The sequence below is a fragment of the Marinobacter sp. H13 genome, from assembly GCF_059072335.1.
Genome location: NZ_JCACRU010000001.1, coordinates 1,939,131 through 1,959,544 on the forward strand (window position 1 = coordinate 1,939,131; position 20,414 = coordinate 1,959,544).

17 protein-coding genes are annotated in these 20,414 nt (G+C 59.4%); 8 read left to right on the plus strand and 9 right to left on the minus strand.

Annotated features, from left to right (window positions below):
- Positions 1 to 35: 35 nt before the first annotated feature.
- Together AC5JQH_RS09040 and AC5JQH_RS09045 are read left to right on the plus strand one after the other, a co-directional pair.
- A complete protein-coding gene (locus AC5JQH_RS09040; protein ID WP_053113289.1) occupies positions 36 to 1,004 on the plus strand; it encodes a DMT family transporter in 969 nt (322 codons plus the stop codon).
- Positions 997 to 1,371, plus strand: coding sequence for a hypothetical protein (locus AC5JQH_RS09045; RefSeq protein WP_493791757.1), 375 nt, complete (start codon positions 997 to 999; stop codon positions 1,369 to 1,371). The genes AC5JQH_RS09040 and AC5JQH_RS09045 overlap by 8 nt, the downstream gene beginning before the upstream one ends.
- 186 nt (positions 1,372 to 1,557) lie before the next feature.
- On the opposite strand, the gene AC5JQH_RS09050 is transcribed toward AC5JQH_RS09045, so the two are convergent.
- Complete coding sequence (locus AC5JQH_RS09050; RefSeq protein WP_053113290.1) at positions 1,558 to 2,742, minus strand: MalY/PatB family protein; 1,185 nt, start codon at positions 2,740 to 2,742, stop codon at positions 1,558 to 1,560.
- A 211-nt stretch (positions 2,743 to 2,953) separates the two neighbouring features.
- On the opposite strand from AC5JQH_RS09050, the gene AC5JQH_RS09055 reads away from it, so the two are divergent.
- Together AC5JQH_RS09055 and AC5JQH_RS09060 are read left to right on the plus strand one after the other, a co-directional pair.
- Entirely contained in the window at positions 2,954 to 3,841 is an 888-nt protein-coding gene (locus tag AC5JQH_RS09055; protein WP_008172703.1) for an AEC family transporter, read from the plus strand.
- 43 nt (positions 3,842 to 3,884) lie between these two features.
- Positions 3,885 to 4,775, plus strand: coding sequence for a prenyltransferase (locus tag AC5JQH_RS09060; RefSeq protein ID WP_493805502.1), 891 nt, complete (start codon positions 3,885 to 3,887; stop codon positions 4,773 to 4,775).
- Here the strand turns inward: AC5JQH_RS09060 and AC5JQH_RS09065 are convergent.
- On the minus strand, positions 4,765 to 6,408 hold the full coding sequence (locus AC5JQH_RS09065; protein WP_493791773.1) for a methyl-accepting chemotaxis protein: 1,644 nt from the start codon (positions 6,406 to 6,408) through the stop codon (positions 4,765 to 4,767). The two genes, AC5JQH_RS09060 and AC5JQH_RS09065, sit on opposite strands and share 11 nt — an antisense overlap.
- Before the next feature lie 222 nt (positions 6,409 to 6,630).
- Between AC5JQH_RS09065 and AC5JQH_RS09070 the strand changes: the two genes are divergently transcribed.
- Complete coding sequence (locus AC5JQH_RS09070) at positions 6,631 to 9,138, plus strand: acyl-CoA dehydrogenase (protein ID WP_493791758.1); 2,508 nt, start codon at positions 6,631 to 6,633, stop codon at positions 9,136 to 9,138.
- A gap of 43 nt (positions 9,139 to 9,181) precedes the next feature.
- Positions 9,182 to 9,646 carry a tRNA (N6-threonylcarbamoyladenosine(37)-N6)-methyltransferase TrmO gene (gene tsaA / locus AC5JQH_RS09075; RefSeq protein WP_493791759.1) on the plus strand — a complete coding sequence of 155 codons (465 nt, stop codon included), beginning with the start codon at positions 9,182 to 9,184 and terminating at the stop codon, positions 9,644 to 9,646.
- On the opposite strand, the gene AC5JQH_RS09080 is transcribed toward tsaA, so the two are convergent.
- The gene (locus AC5JQH_RS09080; protein ID WP_288367837.1) at positions 9,640 to 10,599 is read right to left on the minus strand and encodes a LysR substrate-binding domain-containing protein; all 960 of its coding nucleotides are present in this window, start codon (positions 10,597 to 10,599) and stop codon (positions 9,640 to 9,642) included. The genes tsaA and AC5JQH_RS09080 overlap by 7 nt on opposite strands.
- Before the next feature lie 241 nt (positions 10,600 to 10,840).
- Here AC5JQH_RS09080 and AC5JQH_RS09085 point away from each other — a divergent pair, with 241 nt between their 5' ends.
- Together AC5JQH_RS09085 and AC5JQH_RS09090 are read left to right on the plus strand one after the other, a co-directional pair.
- Positions 10,841 to 11,854: an IS110 family RNA-guided transposase gene (locus AC5JQH_RS09085; RefSeq protein WP_286816921.1), complete on the plus strand. Its 1,014-nt coding sequence runs from the start codon at positions 10,841 to 10,843 to the stop codon at positions 11,852 to 11,854.
- 342 nt (positions 11,855 to 12,196) lie between these two features.
- Positions 12,197 to 13,147, plus strand: a complete 951-nt coding sequence (locus AC5JQH_RS09090; RefSeq protein WP_008172692.1) for a DMT family transporter — start codon at positions 12,197 to 12,199, stop codon at positions 13,145 to 13,147.
- On the opposite strand, the gene AC5JQH_RS09095 is transcribed toward AC5JQH_RS09090, so the two are convergent.
- The 6 genes from AC5JQH_RS09095 to AC5JQH_RS09120 form a co-directional block, all read right to left on the minus strand.
- Positions 13,104 to 13,565, minus strand: a complete 462-nt coding sequence (locus AC5JQH_RS09095; protein ID WP_053113305.1) for a hypothetical protein — start codon at positions 13,563 to 13,565, stop codon at positions 13,104 to 13,106. The two genes, AC5JQH_RS09090 and AC5JQH_RS09095, sit on opposite strands and share 44 nt — an antisense overlap.
- 207 nt (positions 13,566 to 13,772) lie before the next feature.
- The gene (locus tag AC5JQH_RS09100; protein WP_493805503.1) at positions 13,773 to 15,461 is read right to left on the minus strand and encodes a phosphoethanolamine transferase; all 1,689 of its coding nucleotides are present in this window, start codon (positions 15,459 to 15,461) and stop codon (positions 13,773 to 13,775) included.
- A gap of 75 nt (positions 15,462 to 15,536) precedes the next feature.
- Positions 15,537 to 16,103: a gamma-glutamylcyclotransferase gene (locus AC5JQH_RS09105; RefSeq protein WP_493791762.1), complete on the minus strand. Its 567-nt coding sequence runs from the start codon at positions 16,101 to 16,103 to the stop codon at positions 15,537 to 15,539.
- A 36-nt stretch (positions 16,104 to 16,139) separates the two neighbouring features.
- On the minus strand, positions 16,140 to 16,763 hold the full coding sequence (locus AC5JQH_RS09110) for a MarC family protein (RefSeq protein ID WP_008172684.1): 624 nt from the start codon (positions 16,761 to 16,763) through the stop codon (positions 16,140 to 16,142).
- 115 nt (positions 16,764 to 16,878) lie between these two features.
- Positions 16,879 to 17,832 (minus strand): transglutaminase family protein, encoded by a 954-nt coding sequence (locus AC5JQH_RS09115; RefSeq protein ID WP_493791763.1) that lies wholly within the window; start codon positions 17,830 to 17,832, stop codon positions 16,879 to 16,881.
- A gap of 10 nt (positions 17,833 to 17,842) precedes the next feature.
- Positions 17,843 to 20,347 (minus strand): circularly permuted type 2 ATP-grasp protein, encoded by a 2,505-nt coding sequence (locus tag AC5JQH_RS09120; protein WP_008172679.1) that lies wholly within the window; start codon positions 20,345 to 20,347, stop codon positions 17,843 to 17,845.
- Positions 20,348 to 20,414: the final 67 nt, after the last annotated feature.

The following is a 20,414-nucleotide window of genomic DNA, read 5'->3' on the forward strand; positions in this document are numbered from 1 at the left end:
TTTTTTCGGGCCTCACCAACCCCACAGGAGCCTTTGTGTCTTCCGAGAACGCCGGAGTCTTGTCACGAATTCCCGGCCTGGCCTACATCGGGCTGGTTCTTACACCTCTGTTCTGGGCCGGCAACGCCGTTGTCGCCCGGGGCACGGTAGAGAACATTCCGCCGCTCTCCATGTCGTTCTGGCGCTGGGTAATCGCCCTGGCCATCCTGCTGCCTTTCGGCCTGCCGGGTATCTGGCGCCACCGCGACGTTATCCGCCAGCGGTTCGGTTCCATGCTGGCCCTGGCGACCTTCAGCGTGGGGGCGTTCAATACCCTGCTGTACCTGGCGGCGACCACAACCACCGCGACCAACATTGCCCTGATCAACGCCACCATCCCCATTTTTGTGGCACTGCTGGCCTGGATTCTCCTAGGCGACCGCACCCGTCCGGTCCAGGCCTTCGGGATCGCACTGGCCATCACCGGCATCGTTACCGTGATTGCCCGCGGTGATCTCTCGGTGCTCACCAGCCTTCAGGCCCAGCCGGGGGATCTGATCATGGTGGCGGCGGTGTTCAGCTGGGGCCTGTTCTCGGTGCTACTGAGACGGCAGGCCGTACCACTGCCTGCACTAACGTTTCTGACCACCCAGATTCTCCTCGGCACACTGGTCGTCCTGCCCTTCTATCTGACGGATCTGCTGTTCTTCTCTGGTGGCTTTGAGCTGTCGCAAAGCACCGCCATGCCGTTGCTGTACTTCGCCATCTTCCCGGGGATCCTGGCCTATGGATTCTGGAACCACGGTGTGCATAAAATTGGTCCGGCCAGGGCGGCCATCTTTATGTACCTGACCCCTGTGTTTGCCACGGTTCTGGCCGGCATTTTCCTGGCCGAATCCCTCGGGCTGTTTCATGTTATCGGCGGGGCACTGATCCTGGCCGGGCTGGTGCTGGCCACGCAGACCCGGAAACACACCCACTACCCAACCCCGGAACGCTCAGCAAAAGGAGACCCCCATGATTAAACCTGTGCCAGGAAACTCTCACCGCTTCTTTTGCCTGGTTCTGGTCCTGTTGGCCGCTGGCCTGTCGGCGCCGGCTGCAGCGGAACCCTGTGATCCCGAAGAGTCAAAGTGGGTGCCTACCCGCTATTATCCAGCCGGTGCAGCGGTCTTTCACAAAGGCAGTTGGTATGAGTCCCGCGAACTGCACGAGGGCCTGGAGCCCGGCATTACGTTCGACTGGAAAGAACTGGATTCTGTGCCGGACTGCGAGGGCCGTAAGCAACCGGTTGACCAAACCCGGACCGGAGACGGCCAGAAAGGCACCGAGGCCGGCCAATCCGTTGGCAAGAGCAAACGGGGCGAGACGTCTTCCGGCATGTGCGTATGACCGGACCCGTGGCTATTTTCCAGAAGCTACACGGTTGGCAGCCTGGTCACCCACGGCGGTCAGATCTGGGAGGCTATCCGGGCAACCAATGGTGACATGCCCGGCATGAACAAGCCTCCTCGCTGGCAACTGGTGGAGGATCATTGTTCCCTGGAAGGCCAACAGTAACGAGGAACGGGCAACTGACTAGAGAGCCGCTTCAATGCGGCCGATGACCTCTTCCAGAACCGATCTGGCGCAGCCGATGTTCAGGCGCATAAAGCCACTGCCCGGGTCGCCAAAGGAGAGTCCGGGGTTCATGCCCACACGGGCTTCCCGGACAAAAAAGCGTTTCAGGCCGGCATCGTCAAGCCCCAGTTCGCGGCAATCCAGCCACATGAGATAGGTGCCCTCCGGAGCGGACACGCGAATGGCGGGCAGGCGCTGGCCAACAGCCTCCACCACATAGTCCCGGCTGGCCTGCAGATAGGCCATCAGATCGTCCAGCCAGGGGGCACCATGGCGGTAGCCGGCCTCAAACCCGGCAATACTGAACGGATTGCACTGGGGCAGATGCATGGATTCAAACACGTCCTTCATTGCCTTGCGCCGGTCCGCATCGGGAATAACCAGAGCCGACAGGCCGAGGCCGGGCATGTTGAAACTCTTGCTCGGTGCGACCGCCGTTACCAGTGCATCTTCAGGACCGGCCAGCTTCGCCAGCATGGTGTGGCGGGGTTTATCCGTGAAGGTCAGGTCACAATGAATCTCGTCGGAGACCACCACCAGCCGGTGCCGGCGAGCAATATCCAGCACCGCCGTCAGTTCTTCCTCCGACCAAACCCGGCCAACCGGGTTATGGGGCGAGCACAGCAGCAGGATCCGGGCATCGGGGCGGGCTGCGCACTGCTCCAAGTGATCAAGATCCATGCGGTAGTGGCCCGGGTCTCCGGTGTCCGGATCCTCCGGCACCAAGGGGTTTTCGATCACCACCCGGCCACTGTGCCGCACCGAACTGAAAAACGGCGGATAAACCGGCGGCTGGATGATGACGCCCTCACCGGGTCCCGCGTAGGCCATGCACGCGGCGTTGATCGATGGCACCACGCCGGGCGCCATCAGTATCCACTCGCGCCGGATCTCCCAGTCATGGCGACTGGCAAACCAGTCGATCATCGACTGGTAAAGACTGTCCGGAAACAGGGTGTAGCCATAAACCGGATGTTCCGCCCGCTCCCTCAACGCACGGGTGACAGCCTCCGGTGCCGCGAAATCCATATCGGCCACCCAGACCGGGATAACATCCTCGGTGCCAAAAACCGCCTTGCGGGCATCAAACTTGACGGAACAGGTGTGTTCCCGGGAAACCGGCTGATCAAACGGGCTGGACACAGGGACTCTCCAGGGCAGATAACAACATTGGAAAACGGTATTGTGGTGGGCCCGAACGGCCATCGCAACCGTCGGCTGCCGATGTCGCCACCGTGTCCATATCCGGCTTTGGTCGAACATCGTCGATAAACACTTGCCCAAGCAGGGCGATACTTGCGAACCTAACGGTTTATCCAATAAAAACTTCCAAACATTCCCCGGAGCCTGTTCAATGATTGGCCAGATTCTGTCCACCATGTTGCCGGTGTTTCTGATCGCCGGTTGCGGCGCACTCTATGGCCGCTACCGGACGCCCGACATCCAGGGACTGAACGTTCTCAACATGGAACTGTTTGTGCCCATGCTGGTCTTCGCTGTTCTTGCTGACCAGCAGGCTCCGCTGCAGAACTACGCCCAGCTTGCACTGGCCGCCACGGTGGTTGTGCTCGGATCAGGAATTGTTCTGTATCCGCTGGCCAGGGTTCTGAAGCTGAACCTGAAGACCTTTCTGCCACCGATGATGTTTAACAATTCCGGCAATATGGGTCTTCCGCTGCTGGTACTGGCCTTCGGCGATGAGGCCCTGCCGGCGGCCATTGTGCTATTCATCGTGGAAATGCTGCTGCACTTTTCGGTGGGGCTGTACATGCTCGCCCCCCATACCTCCATCGTAAAACGCCTGAAGCTGCCCATCGTATTTGCCAGTATTGCCGGGCTCTCGGTCAATCTCGGGGGCGTGACCCTGCCGGAATGGCTGCTGGAAACCCTGAACATGCTCGGTGGTGTGAGCATACCGCTGATGCTCTTTGCCCTTGGCGTGCGCATGCTTGATATCGATTTCAGTGACTGGAAACTGGGTATGCTGGGCGCCATCGCCTGTCCCGCCAGCGGTCTGATCCTTGCATGGCCGATGATTGCGGTTCTGGATCTTCCCGGGATGCAGGTGGCGGCGCTGTGGGTATTTGCAGCCTTGCCTCCGGCCGTACTCAATTACATGGTGGCGGAACAGTATCGGCAGGAGCCACACAAGGTCGCCTCGCTGGTATTATTGAGCAATCTGGGCAGTCTTGTGGTTATGCCGGTTGTGCTCGGTCTGGTGTTTGCCGCCGGCTACGTCTGAGCATCTGCCCCACTAACCGCTCTGTTAGCCGAGGAAGGACCCGATGTCTGAAACCGTTGCGGTGGTGCGCGCCTCCCGACCCAATTTCCTGGTACTCGCACCGCTGTGTGCCGGCCTTGGCGTGGCGGTAGCCTGGCACCAGGGCGAGCCTCCGGCCCTGCTCAATACCCTGCTCGTCCTGATTGGCGCCCTGCTGGCCCATGCCGCCGTCAATCTGCTCAATGAGTACGAAGACTTTGCCTCCGGGCTGGATCTGATTACCCGTCGCACGCCATTCTCCGGCGGCAGTGGTGCCTTGCCGGAGGTTCCCACCGCCGCCCGGCAAGTCCTGCTGGCCGCCTTTGGCACACTGGGACTGGTTGTCGCAATCGGGTTGTATTTTCTCTGGCTCCGGGGCCTGCCAATGCTGGTGCTCGGCGCGGCCGGCGTGGTGCTGGTGCTCACCTATACCCGCTGGATTACCCGCTCACCGGTGATTTGCCTGCTGGCTCCGGGGCTGGGATTCGGACCGGTGATGATTCTTGGCAGTCTGATTGCCCTGGGGGCCCGGCTGGACGCAACGGCTCTTACCGTTTCCACCATCGGCCTGCTGCTCGTCAGTGAGTTGCTGCTGATCAATCAGATACCGGATGCCGACGCGGACCGGAAAGTCGGGCGCCGACATCTGGTGATTACTCTTGGAAAGAAAGCCGCCACCCGCCTGGTTGCGCTTTTGCTGCTGGGCAGCTTTGGGATTCTGGGCTCGGCGATCTGGATTGGCTGGTTACCGCTGTGGACCGCTCTCGCGTTTGCGCCTCTGCCGGCAGCGATCTGGATAAGCGTCAAGCTGCCCGGCGCGCTCAACCGCCCCGAACAATTCAACACACTCCTCGGCATCAACGTCGGGGTGCTGCTGGCAACCCTGGCGCTGCTGATCTGCGGACTCAGCCTTTAAACCGGAACACACTGACCCTGGAACGCAGCTGGCCGGCAAGTACGGCCAGATCACGGCTTGCCCCGGCCACCTGCTCGGAACCGGCTGAGGTCTCCACCGTGGCATCATGGATGCGGCTGATATTGCGGTTAACTTCTTCTGCAACGGAACTCTGCTCTTCCGAGGCACTGGCGATCTGGGCATTCATGTCGTTGATGGCACCCACCTCATGACGAATCCGGGCCAGAGCAGCTTCCGCCTCGCTGGTCTTGTCCACCGTGGTGCGGGCAAGCTCCCGACTGCTTTCCATAACCTCGGTCGCCTGGCCGGCGCCCGCCTGCAGGTTTCCAATCATCTCCTGAATTTCCCGGGTGGAATCCTGGGTCCGCGATGCCAGCGACCGTACTTCGTCGGCCACGACAGCGAATCCTCGTCCATGGGTGCCGGCGCGTGCCGCCTCGATCGCAGCATTCAGCGCCAGCAGGTTGGTCTGTTCGGCGATGGCGTTGATCACCTCGATGATCTTTTCGATATTGGCGCTGTCCTGGGACACGCGCTGCACAGTCTGTGTTGCCTGCTCCAGGGTTTCCGCCAGCTCTCCGATGGAGGCCGCGGTTTCCTGCACCACGCGATTACCGCTCTCCACTTCGATGTCGGCTTTCTGGGTGGCGGTTGCCGCGCTGGCGGCAAAACCCGCCACTTCGTTCACCGTGGCGGCCATCTGGTTCACCGCCGTGGCCATCTGTTCCGCCTCGGTCGCCTGGAGACGTATCTGTCGGCTGTTGTTATCCGAAGTGCTTTCAAGTTCAGAGGAGGAAGTGGAGAGCTCTTCAGCGGCAGACCCTACTTCCCGGATAATGCCGCCCAATCGCTCCACAGTGTCCTGCAGCGCGCCCATCACGCTATCCGGGTACCGTGTCCGGAGCTCCTGGTCCAACTCACCATCGGCCAGCTGACGAATGGCCCGGGCAACGTCTTCGGGCTCACCGCCAAGAATCTTCTTCAATCGGCGAATGATCACCAGTGCCACCAGGGCACCCAGAACCACCGCGAGACCGGTGACGGCCAGGTTCAACGCATTGAATGTACTCGCTGCCTCGCGAACCTCATCCACGCCGCCTGTAACCACCTCTTCCTGGTAATCAATAAAGGCATTTACCCGTTTCAACCACTCCGAGTAAGCGCCAGAGACATCGCTGAGCAGAAATGCCCGGGCCTGGTCGATCTCTCCCGCCAGGCGAAGCTCGAGCAGTTCATCCGTCAACGTGAGGGCCCTGAGTTCAATGTCTTTTATCGCCGCCAGCAGTTGCTTTTCCCGGCTGGTAGCGCCTTCTTCCCGGAACATCCTATCCATCGGGCCGGCGGAATCCCGATAGAACCCCTTAAGACGCTCAATGTCCGCGAGGTGCCGTTGTAGCTCCCGGTCGTTCTCAACCAGTACTGCATCGCGAATGGCTATTGCCCGGTCATGGACACTGCCCCTAAAGTTAATGGCGTAGCGCTGCTTCACGGCGGCGCCATCACCCACGTCGGTCAGGGTCCTGTCGATAAAACCGACCCGATGATTACCAACCAGACTTATGGCAATCATCAGCGACAGAATCAGACCAAAGCCAAGGGCAAGGCGTTTCGCAACGGTGAGCTGGCTAAACATCATTAGGCTCCGGGTACTTTTTATTGAATGAGGCTATGTGTTCTCCGAAAGTTGCAGTCTGGATCAATCAATGGAGAGAAACTTGCGGGTTTTTGACAATGCTTTTCATTACTGCAATCAATCTTTACATCCCGCCCCCACGCCTCTTGCAACTGGTCAGGCTTTGACCGATGGTAAAGGTCAGTTTCTCGCTGATTGCATTCACGATACGGAGGTCTTCACATGAGTGTTCTACTTCTGCTGATCAGTGCCCTGGTGCTGATCTACCTGGGTATAGGCGGCACCACAGCCGCTGCCGTCATGTCCATTGCGACCGTTGTGGGTCTGTTCCAGGATGAATGGCACCTGATCAGCATTCTTTGTGGCGGTGTACTGCTGGCGCTGGCGTTAATCCTTGTTATTCCCGGCGACTTGCGCCTCGACAAGCTCAGCCGCCCCCTGCTTGGCTGGGTGCGCAGCCGGCTGCCGAAACTCTCGGATACCGAGGCGGAAGCCCTGAAATCCGGCTCGGTGGACTGGGACGGCGAACTTTTCTCCGGCAAGCCCAAATGGAACAAGTTGCTGGACGCCAAGCCGGCGCACCTCACCAGCGAGGAACAGGCCTTCCTGGACGGCCCGGTGGAAAAGCTGTGCGCCATGCTCGACGACTGGAAAATCACCCACGAGCAGTACGACCTGCCGGACAAGGTCTGGAAGTTCATCCGTGAGAACGGCTTTTTCGGGCTGGTGATTCCCAAAGAGGACGGCGGCCTGGGCTTCTCCAACACCGCCCATTCCGAAATCGTGATGAAGATTTCCACCCGGAGCGTGTCGGCAGCGGTCACCGTGATGGTGCCCAACTCCCTCGGCCCGGGCGAGTTGCTGATGCACTACGGCACCGATGAGCAGAAACAGCATTATCTGCCCAGACTGGCCGGCGGCGACGAGATTCCCTGTTTCGCCCTCACCTCCCCGGTGGCCGGCTCCGACGCCGGCGCCATTCCGGACAAAGGCATCGTCTGCAAGGGCAAATGGAACGGCAAGGAAGTGCTGGGCCTGAAAGTCACCTGGAACAAGCGCTACATCACCCTGGCCCCGGTGGCGACACTGATCGGCCTGGCCATCAAGGTCTATGATCCGGACAAGCTGCTGGGCGATTCCGATGAAATCGGTGTGACCTGTGTACTGGTGCCCAAAGACACGGACGGCGTCAACGCCGGTGCCCGCCACCTGCCCATGAACACCGTATTCATGAATGGTCCCACCTGGGGCAACGACGTGTTCATTCCCATGGAACAGGTCATCGGCGGCCAGGATATGCTCGGCAAGGGCTGGACCATGCTGCTGGAGTGTCTGTCTATCGGCCGCTCCATCTCCCTGCCCGCCCTCGGCACCGGTGCCGGCAAGGTGGCCAGCGTGGCCACCGGCTCCTACGCCTACACCCGGGAACAGTTCGGCCGGACCATCAGCCAGTTTGAAGGCGTGCAGGAAGCCCTGGAGCCCATCGCAGGCTACACCTACATGATGGACGCTGCCCGGCTGCTGACCTCCGGCATGCTGGACCGTGGCGTGCGGCCCTCGGTGCCGTCCGCCGTGCTGAAATACCGCAATACCGATCTGATGCGGGAAGTCATCAACCATGCCATGGACGTGGTGGCAGGCCGCGGCGTCATCACCGGCCCCCGCAACTTCCTGGCCCGGGCCTACCAGGCGGTCCCCATCGGGATCACCGTGGAAGGCGCCAATATCCTTACCCGGAGCCTGATGATCTTCGGCCAGGGTTCCATCCGCTGCCATCCGTTCATTGTTGAGGAAATCGAAGCCGCGGGCATGGAAGACGAGGACAAGGCAGCGAAGAAATTCGACGGTATCTTCTACCGGCATCTGGCTCACACCACCCGCAATGCCCTTCGGGCCCTGCTGCTGGGACTGACCAGGGGATGGGCAGAATCGGTGCCACGGCAAGGCAACATCAAGTCCAGCTACCGACAACTGGCGCGGTTCTCAGCAGCCTTCGCCCTGATGACTGACGTCACTCTGCTGACCGTTGGTGGTGGCCTCAAGGCCCGGCAACGCCTCTCAGGGCGCATGGCCGACTGCCTGGTGCAACTCTATTACGCGACCGCCGTCATCAAGCAATGGCATGAAGAAGGTTACCCGGATGACCAGCGGCCGTTGGTGGAATGGTGCCTGAAAACCTGCCTCCGGGATCTCCAGAGCTCCATGCGCGAGGCGATCATCAACTTCCCGGTGCCGGCCCTGCGCTGGCCCCTGCGACTGCTGGTGTTCCCGCTCGGCGCCACTGGCCTGAACGGTCCGGACGACAAGTTGGGCGCACAGGTCGCGGAATCCATCGTCAAGGACACCCCGGTACGCCAGCGCATCAGTCGCGGTGCCTACACCACCATGGACCCGGAAGATCCGCTCGGGCGGGTGCTCAACGCCTACAAGCTGGCCAACGAGACCGCGGACATGCGCAGCCGGCTGCACGACGCCATGCGTAACCGCGATGAAGACGAACTCGGCGGCATTGACCTGCTGATGGGCCATCAGCGCAAGGAACTGGTCGACTGGGCCTGTGCCCAGGGCGTGGTCAAGGCAGACGAGTGCGACAAACTGCTGGAAGCACTGGAAGCACTCTACGATGTGATCCGCGTCGATGCCTTCGATGCTGACGGTCTGAAAGCACTTTCGCGCTGTGCCAAGGGCAAACGCAAGGTGGTCGAGCGCCCACCCAGAGAAGAGAAATGACGAGCAATAAAGCGTGGTCCAGTCGATGAACGATCCTTGTGATATGCGTCCTAATGAGGAGGCCGTGGCACTTGAACCGGCATCCGATGCAACGCTGCGATTCATCGGCACCATTCGTACCCCCTGGCGCGACCGCAAGGATTGCCCGCGCCAGGGCAATACAGAAGGCCCGGAGTGCCAGTTGGTTCTGGATCCTGTCTGGCACGAAGGACTGAAAGGACTCGAAGACTACGACACCATTGAGGTGCTCTACTGGCTGGACCAGAGCCGCCGCGATCTGGTCCGGCAAAGCCCCAGAAGCGATGGTCAGACCTTCGGCACCTTTGCCCTGCGCTCGCCGGTTCGGCCCAATCCGATTGGCACGTCCATGGTCAAACTGGTTCGTATAGAAAAAGGGACCCTGATCGTGCGCGGCCTGGACTGTCTGGATGGCACTCCGCTACTGGACATCAAGCCAGACCGCTGCGCTTTCACCCCAAAAGCACCCGATAAAGCGAATGTTTACTGAGAGACCTCCTCCGGACGTAATCCTGAATTGATCGCTTCTGAAACCAGCCAACGCCGCAGAAGCTGAATCCCTCGTTCACGACGACGGCTGGTTTTCCATGCAAAGTAAAAAATGTCGCCCGTCATAACGGAGTGGCAGGGCAAGCGCACAAAGTCACCGGAATCCTTGCGGGTACTGAGCATGTAGTCGTTGGTCAGCGCAATTCCCTGGTGGAAGCGCGCAGCTTCCAGCGAAAGCAGCATATGGCTTGAATGCAACAAACGGCTCGATCGGGGCAGGTCCAGGCCCGCTTCACGATACCAGGCTTCCCAGTCCCCACCCTGACGGTCATAGATACTGTATGTCGACAGCAACGGATACTCCGCCACCATTGCCGGTGTTAATGACATCGACGCCGGGTCGCCGGAAACCTCCTCCAGCGACAGCTCCCGGCGTATCTTCTGCCAGTAATCCTGGCTGCATACGGGGAACAGACGCTCCTCGTAAAGCAGCTCATAGCTGAATGCGGGCGAGGTGGGCTTAACGGTAATAAAACAATCCGCCACCCGATCCGACAACACCGGATTACCACTACTCATCTCCAGCGCCAGATCCAGCTGAGGATGCAACCGCTTCAGATCCGGCAACCTTGGCACCAGCCAGCGCACGGCAAACGAACTGAACACCGAGAGCCTCAGCAAGGACTCCTCATGCCCCAGAATCTGCTCACTGGCCCGCTCAATCTGCAACAACGCTGAACTGACCGCATCCAGGTACTGCCGGCCCTCATCGGTCAGCGACAGCGTCCGTCCACTGCGCCAGAACAACTGCTCGCCCAGGTAGGTTTCCAGCTGCTTGATCTGATGGCTTACGGCGCTCTGGCTCACCGCCAACTCATCGGCAGCGAGTGAAAAGCTGTTGAGACGGGCAACGGCTTCGAAAACAGGCAGGGCTTTCAGGGGTGGCAGCTTCATTATCTAATTTTCTAATAGCACATGAATATTGATCATTTTATCGGATATTAGCACTCAAATAGAATTCCTGAGCCAGTTAGGGGAGCCCGGGCAGGAAATGGCTTCCGAAAATGCTCGGAGCCAGGGAAGGCGGAGAGCAAGCGTACATGGATGATGGGATGAACACCTCTTGTTGAGATCGGCGTCAAAGCGCCACTATTAGATGTGCAAAATCAATAGGTCAACAACAAGAGGTGTTCAGATGAACGTTACCCTAATCGGAATCGACTTGGCAAAAACTGTCTTTCAGGTTTGTGGTGTGAACCGAAGCGGCAACCCGGCGTTCAATCATCAAGTGCGCAGGAATAGGCTGATTGAGAAGTTGCTGCAGTATCCGGAAGCGACGATTGCCATGGAGGCCTGCAGTGGTTCGAACTACTGGGGTCGGGAGCTAAAGAAGCTGGGCTTTGAGGTGTTATTGATTCCGCCCCAGCATGTGAAGCCGTTTGTGAAGGGCAACAAGAACGACCGGAACGATGCCTTTGCGATTACAGAGGCCGCCCGGCGACCGAGGATGCGGTTTGTGGAACCGAGATCGCTGGAGCAAACAGACATACTGGTGCTGCATAAGCTGATCAATCGGAAGGTCCAGGCCCGGACCGCGTTGATCAATCAGATCCGGGGCTTTCTGAACGAGTACGGCGTCATCGTTGCGCCGGGCAAGGAGCGATTACTCAAGGCGTTACCAGAGTTGCTGGAGGACGCGGAGAACCCACTGACCTGTGCTGCCAGAGAGGCCTTACAGAGTCTGTTGGAAGAGTGGAGAGAGGCCAATCGCCAGATACAGATGCATGAGGCGAAACTGAAGCAAACAGCCAAACAGCTGGAGCCGGCACGGCGCCTGATGGGCGTGAAAGGGGTTGCGGAGAAAACGGCAACCGCGGTGGTGGCCTATGCCGGTGACGGTAAGGCATTTAAGAGCGGGCGACACTTTGCAGCCAATCTGGGATTGGTTCCGAACGAACACTCCAGTGGCGGCAAGCAAAAGCTCGGACGCATCACCCGTCGAGGGAATAACTATCTGCGCCGATTATTGGTTCAGGGTGCCTGGTCGGTCATCCGATACACGGATAAAGCCACCGACCGGCTATCACGCTGGGCGGCAGGGGTTATTGAGCGCAGAGGCAAACACAAAGCGGTGATTGCCGTGGCCAACAAGTTGGCAAGAATTCTATGGGCAATGCTCTACCACCAAACGGAGTACCGGGCGGCGTAAAGCAGCACCCAAGGAGCAAAGGCACCCCACGCAAATGCGGTGAGTAATGAGTTAACAGGGTTAAACCGGCCCTTGTGAATGCTGGCGAGCACACGGAGCTCCAACTCCGTACGGACGATAAGCGGCAAGGGCGCGGTTTTCATTGAGGCCAGAGTCACCGAAGTGACTCATCATAAAGGCCGGATATACGTGCGCAGTTTTACCCAGTTAACTTTTTACACCACCGAGAGCTTGGGAGGCTTGCGCAACAAGAGGTCTACATATATGTACTCGCAGCGGTTTTCGGAAGCCATTTGCTGACCGGGCTCATGCACCCAAAGTTGAAGGTTTGAGGAGAAAAAAATGTCAGGAAAAACCGTAAACAGCGCCATCCTGCTGCTGGTGATCGGCAACGCCATGGCATTGATCTCTGACGTGTTCATCAAACTCCTGGAGCCCGGCGCGCCCGTATTTCAGTTTGCGTTTCTGCGCTGCCTGATCACCCTGGGCCTTCTGCTGCCAATGGCCGGGCAACTGGACCGGAAAAACCTGTTCGCCGGACTGAAGATCCACACCTTCCGGGCCCACATCCACCTGGCCGGCCTCCTGTGCATGGTGATCGCCCTGGGCAACCTGCCGCTGGCAACCGCCAACGCCGTCTTCTATGCCGCGCCCATCCTGGTGATGGTGCTCTCGGTATTCCTGTTCCGGGAAAAGCTGACACCCCTAAGCGTAACCGCCGTGTTCAGCGGCTTTGCCGGCATTGTGCTCATTCTACGGCCGGTGGAATTCAACTGGGCGGCCGTGGCAGCCCTTGGCTCGGCGTTTGCCCTGGCCATCAACGCCGTGCTGGTCCGGAAACTGCCGAAACAGCAGAGCACCGTCCACAAGTTGTTCCTGAATTACCTGCTGATTCTGCCCGCGGCGGGTGCACTGGCCTGGTGGGAAGGCGCCCAATGGGATTCTGGCATCCTGATCGGTGCCATGGGCTCGGCGCTGTTTATTCTCGGCTACAACATCACCGTACTGCTGGCCTACCGCCAGGTAGACGCCAACCAGGTCACCAGCGCCGAGTACACCGGTCTGATCTGGGCCGTGGGGATTGGCTGGATCTGGTTCGGAGAGGTGCCCGACCTGTGGTTCCTGGCCGGCAGCCTGATGATCGTGGTGCCCCTGCTGCTCATTGGCCTGCAGCACCGGCGCAAGGAGCCTGCAAGAGGATTTAATCCAGCCCCGGAGCAACAGCAGCTCCGGAGCCAGGAAGCTTCATTCAGTGCCGGGACGATTCAATTAGCGCGTGAGTGTCGTGAATGATCCGACCAATCCGGGCCTCCGGCGGCAATCCGTCACCGTAGCCCAGTTTGAGGCGGTAATGGCCTGAATGGTTGCGATGCCAGTCACGCCGGCGGTCATGCCTGTCGCGATAGACATCGCGCTTGTGCTTCTTGCCCCAATGGCGCTTGTCACCATGGTAGCCGTGGCGATCGTAACGATTGTGGTGCTTGCGGTCCCACTTATGCTGTTTGTAGTGCCGGGGCTTGTGATGGTGCCGATCGTAATGGCTGTCGCGGTAATGGGCCTGCAGGAACTTTTTCTCATGACCCGGAGGTGAGGCTTTGCCGCGTTCATGGTGCTTTTGCCAACCCTGACCCCGGCGGTCATCATCCGCCATCACCGGAGCAGACACCATCAGGAATGCCGTTACCAGGCTTCCGATCAACAGTCGCTTCATGATGATTCTCCCGTTCTGCTCAGAGACAGATCTCGCATCCGGACCCAGTGCCGGATGCCTCTGAACCCAGATTATCGAAGCGGGAGCGAATGTCAGTGCCTTGGGGCCTGCTTTGCAGGATCTTTACGCAAGGCCCCGTCAGCTTGACGTTTGAATGGCCGGTAGTGTCGAATTTTCTGTCAGAAGGTGAAGAAAACGTTCAGCGCCTCAGGTGGTTCTGCAGTCCTCGAAAATATTGAGCGACGGCTTGATCGCCCCGGTCTTCACGTTCATCAGTCCCAGCATGGAGGAGAACAGGTTGTCGTGGCTCAACGGTTGCGATGCGATCCGGTTGACGCACTCGGCATCAATCCGGTTATCCATCCGGAAACCGTCTGACAACCACACAACCATGGGCACATGGGTCTGGGCCTCCGGCGCCAGCATGTAAGGAATACCGTGCAGGTAGATGCCACCCTCGCCCAGTGACTCGCCATGGTCAGAGACATACACGAGAGCAGTGTTGTAATCCGCCTGCATGGATTTCAGCATGCGCACGGTTTCTCCGAGCAAGCGATCGGTTACCAGAATACTGTCATCGTAGGCGTTGATGATGGCCTGTTGGTCACAACTCTGCAGTTCATTGCTCTGACACTCGGGCAGGAACTTTTTCTGGTCCGGTTTGCTGCGCTTGTAGTACTCGGGACCGTGACTGCCAAGCTGATGCAGCACCATGAAATGGTCATTGTTGTCTGCGGCATCGAGCTGCTGATGGGCACCCCTCAGCAGTACCAGATCATCACAGTACTCGCCCTGGCAGAGGTCGGTATCCTCCGGACGAACGGTCGGAATCCGGTCACACATGCCCTTGCAGCCAGAGTTATTATCCAGCCAGGTACTGACAATGCCGGCGCGGGTCATGACATCCAGGAAGTTATCACTGTTCTTGGCCACGGCTTCATCGTAATCCGATCTGCCCAGCCACGAGAACATACAGGGCACCGACAAGGCCGTTGCGGTCCCGCAGGAGGATACGCGGGGAAAATTGACCAGTGTTCCGCCCGATTGCCGGGCCAGTTTACTGAGCTCCGGGGTGGTATCGAGCTGATAGCCATTCAGACCAAAATGGTCTGCGCGCGCAGTTTCACCAAGAACGAAAACCACCAGATTGGGTTTGGCGCGATCGGAAACCGGGAGAGAAACCGTCGCATCCAGCCCCACCTGCTGGTATTCCTGGGGAAACTGCGCCGCAGCCACCTTGCTACCCAGCGATGCCAGGGCAGCAACACTGTTCACCGGCACCACAAGATCCTTGATGTCGCGGTGATTACGGAACGTTGAAGCCATCTCCTGATAGCTGGTCAACGCCAGTACCAGAATCAGAGCGATATCAACAATGATCGGGGCCAACCAGTGAGTGACCCTTTTCAGGCCCGCCGGCCAGCTCACGCGTGCCAGGAAGAGCAGCACAACCGGAATCACAAAGAAGAGCGCCATGTGCACAAGCAGTCCGAGGCTCAGCAGGCCGCGAGCCTCCTGCACATCGGTTTCGAACACGTTCTGCAGCATGTGCTTGTCGATCAGCACGCCATACGCGTTCATGAAATACCCACTGAGCGCTGCACTTAAAAACAGAAACACCAGTACCGGCTTCAGGATAAATCGTGCCGAAAACAGGCTGATCAGGAGATGGTTGACCAGCAGCAACAAAAACGCGAGTTTGAACATCAGCATCGGCTGATCAAAGCCGACGTATCGATCAAGGGCGGTGTAGAAAGGAACGTTATACAGAGCGGTAAGTGCAAAGGCGCTGATCAACACCAGCCAATGCGGTTTGATTGCAGGCCATTGAAACCGACCGGTTCCGCTATGCACAAACGGCTGCGCGTGAAGAGTGGGTTTTGAGGACAAGCCCATGGGATTTTCCGGGATAAGTGTGATTCAAGGTCTGGTGAGTGTGCTCCCCGAACCTTAAAGCAAACTTAAACGGACTTAGCTCAACTCATCACGCAGGTGGGATTCGATGGCAAAGGTGTGCGGGCAATCCGCACCCATTGCCCTCAGGGACTCTGCAAGGCGCAAGAGATAATCGGCATTCGGGCCACTGTGGCCTGAGGCAGAGGCGATCTGGCGGGCAATATCCGCGTCCGGCGCGTGGCCCAGGAAGGCTTCGTTGTCTTCGGTGGCAATGTAAACCAGGCCGTCGGCATGGCTGCCATCGTCGAAGGTGAGCGTGATGCTCAGGCGCAGATAGCCGTTCTTTTCACGGACATCCAGGTGCTCGAACACTTTGGGTGACACCCTGAACGCCATGCCCTTGCAGACAGCATTTGGCTTTTCTACCAGGGTAACCACGCGGCCGGGGGCCTCCGGCGTGCCCCGATGATCGTGGGAACCCTGCCAGAACCGCCTTTCCCATCCTCGAATCGACGCCGGGCGCTGCTCCAGAAAGGGGAAATCCACCTTGTAGATCAGCGAGCCGTAACCAAACAGCCACACCGACTCCACGCCGGAGAAATCGTATCGTTTGCGATTGTGCTCAATGGTATTGGCAGACATCAGACACCCTGCAGCGAAAACCTGTCCCGCGATACTCTAGGTGGAGGCAATGAAACCCGCAATGCCCGTCAACACGATTTCAGCCGCCATAGCAGAGAGGATCAGACCGCTGATCTTGGACATGATGTTCAGGCCGGTCTTGCCCAGCACCTTCTCCAGGTAGCCGGACAGGTGCAGCAGCACCGCGAGGATCAGCAGGCTGGATACCAATCCCAGGAGTCCGCCTGCCACTTCGGATACCCGGTTAAGCTCGGCGCCATACACCATGATTGCACCAATGGTGGCCGGGCCAATCATCACCGGAATAGCCAGTGGCACAACGGCAATGTCATCACGGTCCTCATCAGGCAGCCCGGTGGCGTGATTCCGGGTACCACTGGTCACCAGGCTGATGGCGGTCAGAAACAGCAGGCAACCGGCACCGATCCGGAACGAATTCAGGGTAATGCCGATGGCGCTGAACAACAGCGGGCCGGCAAAGAACAGAATCACGCCCATCAGAAAGGCCGAAACGCAGGCACGGCGGATGATCGATGTTTTCTCGGTTGCTGGAAGGCCCCTGGTCAGCGCCAGGAACATGGTCACTACGAAAAAAGGCGCCAGCAGGAACAGGAAGCGAATGGTGCTGCTGATGTAAGTCGAGAAAAACGTTTCAATCATTCCGTGTCGTCCGGGTGCCATCGAAAGCCCGCAAGCATAGCTTGCTAGGCGGCACTCTGCCGTAAGGAAGTGAACGTATGGATAAGCTTAACCCCAGCCGGACGGGTGGATTCGGTTAAGTCGACAGTTCTTCCAGATAGGTTTCGCCGTCGCCGTACAGAGAGGCGAACTCCTCCTCGGGCACCACGGTCACGGCAATCTCCGGTTCATGTCCACCACCGCCCAGCAGGACACCCCGCATCGGTGTGATATCGGAAAAGTCCCTGCCCCAGCCGAGGGTAATGTGTTCCAGATCCGGCCGCAGGGCATTGGTTGGATCCAGTTCCAGCCAACCGAAATCCGGCACAAATACGGCCACCCACGCATGGGTAGCATCGGCACCGACGAGTCGTTCCTTGCCCTCGGGCGGATGGGTCAGGATATACCCGCTCATGTAACGCGCGGCCAGGCCCACCGAGCGCAGGCAGGCAATCATGATATGGGAGAAATCCTGGCAGACCCCGCGACGGGCCTTGAACGCCTGCTCGACCGGAGTGAAGGTTTCCGTCGCCGATGCATCGAAGCTGAAATCGCGATGAATCATCCGCATCAGGGCATCGGCTGCCTCCACCAGCGGGCGTCCCGGAAGGAACGCCTCCCGGGCATAGGCGGCGTACTGGGAATCAATGGGCACATTGGTGGAGACAAACCGGAACGCCGTGGCCTTAAGATGGTCTGGTGGGAACTTCCTGTCGGCGCGGTACCGCAGGCTGTCACGCACGGTTTCCCAGGGAACTTTTGCAGCGGCTGCCGAGGGCTTCGGACGCTCACGAAGCTCCACCCAGAATTCGCTGATGATCCGTAAGTACTCATGTTCCGCGGTAAAATCAATCTTGGTAATCCGATTGCCGAAACTGTCCAGGAACGAGCTTCGCACCGGGGGTTCCGGTGCAATCGCCAGATGATGTTCCAGATTCCGCTGCCAGGGCAGGGCCCGCGGTGTCAGTCTCAGCAAATGGTGGGACTCCCCCACCACCTGATCGTACTGGTAGAGGGTCTCATGACGCACATGGTAACGGACAAATGTCATGACAGGTGCCTCAATCCGGGTTCACAGACCGGTCGGAATATCGGGTGTGAATAAAACACTGCCGCTGGATTTCATCAGACACACGATAGGCCTCCGACCGGATGTCACACAATAGCTCCGCCAGGGCTTCACAGGCTTTGTCCGGGCGCTTGCGCTCAAACGGATGCAAATCAAGCGCTCGCAGCCGCTGCAGCGATTCGTTCAGATCCGGCGGAAACAGCTGGCCGGTTTTACGCCCCATTTCCGGCAGGTCCTTCTGCAGCTGGCGCAGCTGGAACATCACCGAATGAGGGTTGCTTGCGTCTATCACCAGGGTATGGAGTACCCCCAGAAGCTCTGGTGTCCGACGGTACCGGGTGCGGTAGGTGACTTCCGAGTTGGCCACTTCCAGCAGCCACTCGAGCATGGCATGGCGGCTGAACCGGTCGCTGAACAGGGGCACGCAAATCAGTGTACAGAGATTGGCCAGTCGCTCCAGGCGCCGGCCGATCACCAGGAAAACCCAGCTGGCATCCCGCGTAATGTCATCCATCGCAAAGCCCGCCAGGGAGATGCAATCCAGCAACACCAGGTTCAGTGCCCGAATCGACCGGTCTGGCGTGGTTGGCGCCGGGCTCAGGGGCTTGCCCACCCGATTGAGCGTGTGCCAGTTGTCGGAAGACAGACGGTCCCGGACCTGGCTGGCGTTGAACAGCAGGGCATCAAGAATCGACGCGATTGAACCCGGAAATTGCAGGTCACTCACCGCTCTCAACAAGGCGTCGGGAAGCGGCTCGGGGACCGCATCTTCTTCAGGCTCCGGAAGGGTCCCGAATTGTTCGGCTGCCTGTTGCAGCCCGAGCAGGGCTTCTTCGCTGGCCTGGTCGTGGCCCGACAGACGGTTGAACGCCGCCCGCAATAAACGGGCAGTTCCCTCCGCCCGCTCCGAGTGCCGGCCCATCCAGAACAGGTTTTCCCCCACCCGGGAGGGCGTGTCCCGCTCGCCGTCGAGCAGGTCAGACACCTGCAGCCGTCTCTTGATCAGTGACTTGGAGGGAGCCGTGTAGCGAGCCTGTACCCAGGTGTCCTTCGACAGCCCTCCCCGTTGCATGGAGATGACTTCCACACCCGCATCCATGGCGACCCGGGTCAGCCCACCGGGCATGACCCGCCAGCCGGAAGGCGTGGCCGCCGCAAACAGCCGCAGGCCGATGGACCGGGTGGCCAGCGGCTGCTCCGGATCCCCCTTCCAGACCGGCGCCTGGGAAAGATGGACGAGCTCCTGGCCGACAAAGGCATGGGGATGGGCATGCATCTTCTTGATCAGGGCGTCCCGCTCTGCACCTTTCACCTGGTAACCGAACACCGGCTCCATTCGCATGCTCGCGAAGGCCGGTTTAATGACCAGCTCGTCCAGGTGCTCAATGACATAATCCAGAGCCGGTTTCTCACCACACCACCAGGACGCCACCGACGGCATAGCCAGAGGCGAGCCCAGTAATTTCTTCGAAATCTCCGGCAAAAACCCGAATAACGCCGCACTCTCAAGCACCCCGGAACCCAGGGCATTTGCCATCAGCACCTTGCCTGCCCGCACCGCTCCCAGAAGCCCGGGAATCCCCAGCACGGAATCGGCGCGAAGCTCCAGCGGATCACAGAAGCCATCGTCCAGCCGGCGATAAATGGCGTGTACCCGCCGCAGGCCCTGAAGCGTTTTCAGGTACACCGTGTCATCTCGCACGGTAAGATCCTGGCCCTCGACCAGCGGCAAACCCAGGTAACGGGCCAGGAACACATGTTCGAAATAGGTTTCGTTGAAACGGCCCGGGGTCAGCAGAACGCAAAGCGGTGACTCGGTTCCGGCTGGCGACATGCCCGCCAGGCTGTTCTGGAAACCCTGGAAGAATTCCGAAAGGTTGGTTACCGGCAGGTTGTGGAATGGCGCCGGGAACGCCCGGGAAATCACCAGCCGGTTCTGAAGGGCGTAACCGGCGCCGGAAGGCGCCTGGGTACGGTCTGCCATTACCCACCAACCGCCGTCTGGTGCGCGCGCCAGATCCACGGCATACAGGTGCAGGAACCGGCCCCCGGCAGGCTGAATCCCCTGGCAGGGCCACTGGAAACCCGCCTGCCCGTAGACCAGGGCCGGAGGCATAAGACCTTCTTTTAACAGCGACTGCTCGCCGTATAGATCGGCCAGAACGCTGTCCAGGAGCTCTGCACGCTGGGCGACGGCTTTCGAGAGCCATTGCCATTCATCGGCGCCCAACACCAGCGGCAGCAGATCCACCTCCCAGGGTCGGGTATCGCCGCGGGGGTCTTCATAGACGTTGTAGGTTACGCCATCTTCGGCGATGGCATTGGAAACCGCCTGAGCCCTGAGGTTGAGACCAGCGACAGACTCAAGGTTCAGCTGCTGCAACAACGGACGCCAGTGCGACTTGGGCCCGGAACCCCCGGTGCCAAGCTCATCAAACCGGTCCGGCACCGGATGGTACTGGCGGAGGATGTCAGTAACTGCTTGCTGCTTCGCCACCTTGAATTCAGGCTCCGTTAGTCAGTGAGCTGGAAGCATAGCCGCTTTCTACTCTCCGGAGCCAGCA

Excerpts from the sequence above, each read along its gene's own strand:
- AC5JQH_RS09045 (WP_493791757.1), top strand. The coding sequence starts at position 997 with ATGATTAAACCTGTGCCAGGAAACTCTCACCGCTTCTTTTGCCTGGTT.
- AC5JQH_RS09055 (WP_008172703.1), top strand. The coding sequence starts at position 2,954 with ATGATTGGCCAGATTCTGTCCACCATGTTGCCGGTGTTTCTGATCGCC.
- AC5JQH_RS09060 (WP_493805502.1), top strand. The coding sequence starts at position 3,885 with ATGTCTGAAACCGTTGCGGTGGTGCGCGCCTCCCGACCCAATTTCCTG.
- AC5JQH_RS09065 (WP_493791773.1), bottom strand. The coding sequence starts at position 6,408 with ATGTTTAGCCAGCTCACCGTTGCGAAACGCCTTGCCCTTGGCTTTGGT.
- AC5JQH_RS09070 (WP_493791758.1), top strand. The coding sequence starts at position 6,631 with ATGAGTGTTCTACTTCTGCTGATCAGTGCCCTGGTGCTGATCTACCTG.
- tsaA (WP_493791759.1), top strand. The coding sequence starts at position 9,182 with ATGCGTCCTAATGAGGAGGCCGTGGCACTTGAACCGGCATCCGATGCA.
- AC5JQH_RS09080 (WP_288367837.1), bottom strand. The coding sequence starts at position 10,599 with ATGAAGCTGCCACCCCTGAAAGCCCTGCCTGTTTTCGAAGCCGTTGCC.
- AC5JQH_RS09085 (WP_286816921.1), top strand. The coding sequence starts at position 10,841 with ATGAACGTTACCCTAATCGGAATCGACTTGGCAAAAACTGTCTTTCAG.
- AC5JQH_RS09090 (WP_008172692.1), top strand. The coding sequence starts at position 12,197 with ATGTCAGGAAAAACCGTAAACAGCGCCATCCTGCTGCTGGTGATCGGC.
- AC5JQH_RS09095 (WP_053113305.1), bottom strand. The coding sequence starts at position 13,565 with ATGAAGCGACTGTTGATCGGAAGCCTGGTAACGGCATTCCTGATGGTG.
- AC5JQH_RS09100 (WP_493805503.1), bottom strand. The coding sequence starts at position 15,461 with ATGGGCTTGTCCTCAAAACCCACTCTTCACGCGCAGCCGTTTGTGCAT.
- AC5JQH_RS09105 (WP_493791762.1), bottom strand. The coding sequence starts at position 16,103 with ATGTCTGCCAATACCATTGAGCACAATCGCAAACGATACGATTTCTCC.
- AC5JQH_RS09110 (WP_008172684.1), bottom strand. The coding sequence starts at position 16,763 with ATGATTGAAACGTTTTTCTCGACTTACATCAGCAGCACCATTCGCTTC.
- AC5JQH_RS09115 (WP_493791763.1), bottom strand. The coding sequence starts at position 17,832 with ATGACATTTGTCCGTTACCATGTGCGTCATGAGACCCTCTACCAGTAC.